Source organism: Mesorhizobium sp. WSM4841 (genome assembly GCF_055811515.1).
The window spans coordinates 32,324-34,633 of record NZ_JBVVQC010000047.1 but is presented as its reverse complement, the minus strand read 5'-3'; the positions used below and the strand labels follow the sequence as shown (position 1 = coordinate 34,633).

Annotated in this window: 2 protein-coding genes; both read right to left on the bottom strand. The window is 69.8% G+C overall.

Annotated elements, in window-relative coordinates:
- Positions 1 to 245: 245 nt before the first annotated feature.
- Positions 246 to 800, bottom strand: a complete 555-nt coding sequence (rsmD, locus tag AC0L14_RS32375) for a 16S rRNA (guanine(966)-N(2))-methyltransferase RsmD (protein WP_473751917.1) — start codon at positions 798 to 800, stop codon at positions 246 to 248.
- On the bottom strand, positions 781 to 2,310 hold a 1,530-nt coding region (locus AC0L14_RS32370; RefSeq protein ID WP_473751916.1), incomplete at its 5' end, for a pseudouridine synthase. The genes rsmD and AC0L14_RS32370, both read right to left, overlap by 20 nt.

Below are 2,310 nucleotides of genomic sequence, written 5' to 3'. Positions count from 1 at the left end.
GCCGCCAAACCGTCGAACAAAGGGATGGCCGCCTTGAAAAGGCCCCTTGACAGCGAAAGCCCCATACAAGGTGGCTCGGCGCAGCCGAGACGGAGAGGGGGTCTGCGCCGACAAACCGAGGAGGAGCTGACTTGAACGTCTCGAATGGTGGAGGGTCGCACAACCGTCCCCCTCTCCGGCCGCGGAGCCTGTCCTCGGGCTTGCCAAAGGCAAGACCCGTGGGCGGCCACCAATCGCCGCCGCGCTCACTCAACCTCGATAAACCGGATGACCGTCTCGCCATAGCTGCGCTCGTCGACAACCGAAAAGCCCGGCCCTGCCTCGAACGGCGCCACTGCCGCCTCCTCGACGACGCAGAGCGCGCCGCGGGCGAGCCAGCCGCCGGCCTTGGCCGAACGCAAGGCACGCTCGCCCAGGCCCTTGCCATAGGGCGGATCGGCGAACACCAGGCCGAACGCGGCCATCGTGCCCGCCTCGCCCAGCGCCGTCGCGTCGCGACGGAATATCTTGGTACGCCCGGTGAGGCCGAAGGCCTCGACATTGGCGCGGATCAGGCCGCGCCCTTCCGCTGATTCTTCGATGAAGATGCCATAAGATGCGCCGCGTGACAGCGCCTCGAGGCCGAGCGCGCCGGTGCCGGCGAACAGGTCGAGCACGCGCGCGCCGACCAGCCTATCGGGAAAGCGATGCGCCAGCACGTTGAAGACAGCCTCGCGGGTGCGGTCGGTGGTCGGGCGGATGGCGCTTGAGCGCGGCGTCGCCAGCGGACGCCCGCGAAACTCACCGCCGACGATCCGCATTGCCTCCCCTTGATCCCCCAGGGCCACTGCGCGGCCGGTCGCCGCCTTTGCCGCCGCTATCACTGCTGCCCGAATTTGGGCGTTCGCCACGCGGCTTGCCGAACGGCTTTGCGCCTCCGGGCTTGGCGGGCTTGCCATAAGACGGCTTGAACGAAGCCTTGCGTTCCTTGGCTTCGGCCGCCTTGGCGGCATCCGCGTCCGCCCTGCCCCTGCCGATCGGCCGCGCGCCCGGCGCCATCCAGACATTGGCCTTGCGCTGGCCCGGCGGCTCGATCGGGCGCTGCTCGCGTTCGGACTTTTTCCCGCCGCCCAGTTTGCCGCCAAAGCCGCCCGGCCCGCTACGTTCAGATTTGGGGCCGCGATCGCCAAAGCCGCCGCGTTCGGGGCCGCTGCGTTCAGATTTGGGGCCACGCTCACCAAAGCTCTTTTCCGGCCCAAAGCTTCTGCCGGGACTTGTCGACAGCTTGCCCAGCGCCTCGTCGCGGCTGCCTTCGCGGCGTTTGCGGTTCTTGATCAGCCCGCCTTCGCCGATCGGACGGCGTTCGCCGTCGCGGGTGAATTTCGGCCGCTCCGGTTCCTCTTCCCGCACCGCTTCGCGCCGCACCGGCCTGTTGGAAAACGGCTTGGTGATCTCAGCGTCGAAATTGGCGCCGGATTCTTCGACCAGGCGTTCGCCGAGCTGGTCGCGCAGCACACGGCCCTTGATCTCCAGCACATGGCCCTCGGGCAGGTCGTCGAGTTGGAACGGCCCGTAGGAAATGCGGATCAGCCGTGTGACGTCGAGACCAAGCGAGCCCAGTATATTCCTGACCTCGCGGTTCTTGCCTTCGCGCAGGCCGAGCGTCAGCCAGGCGTTGGTGCCTTGCTCGCGGTCGAGCGTCGCCTCAATCGCGCCGTAGAAGACGCCGTCGACGGCGATGCCTTCGCGCAAGCCGGCGAGCGCACTTTCCTCGACCTTGCCGTGCACGCGCACGCGGTAGCGCCTGAGCCAGCCGGTCGCCGGCAGTTCGAGCACGCGCGCCAGCCCACCATCATTGGTGAGCAGCAGCAGGCCTTCGGTGTTGATGTCGAGCCGGCCGATGGTCATCAGCCGCGGCAGGTCGGCCGGCAGCACGTCGAAGACGGTCTTGCGGCCCTCGGGATCACGGTTGGTGGTGACGACGCCGGCCGGCTTGTGGAACAGGAACAGCCGGGTGCGCTCGATCGGCGGGATCTCCATGCCGTCGAGATGGATGATGTCGCCGGGCATCACATTGAAGGCGGGCGAGGACAGCACCCTTCCATTGACCTTGACGCGGCCGGCCGCGATCAGCTCCTCGGCATCGCGGCGCGAGGCAAGGCCGGCGCGGGCCAGCCGCTTGGCAATGCGCTCGCCAGCCTCTTCCGTCGCCTCGGCCGGACGCGGGGGGCGGGGGGGGGCCCCCCCCCCCCCCCCCCGGGGGGGGGGGGGGCCCCCCGAGGGCGGGGGGGGGGGGGCCCCCGGGGGGGGGGGGGGGGGGGGGGGGCGGGG

What these genes read in the sequence shown, in the direction of transcription:
- rsmD (WP_473751917.1), bottom strand. Translation starts at nt 800, where the DNA reads ATGCGGATCGTCGGCGGTGAGTTTCGCGGGCGTCCGCTGGCGACGCCG.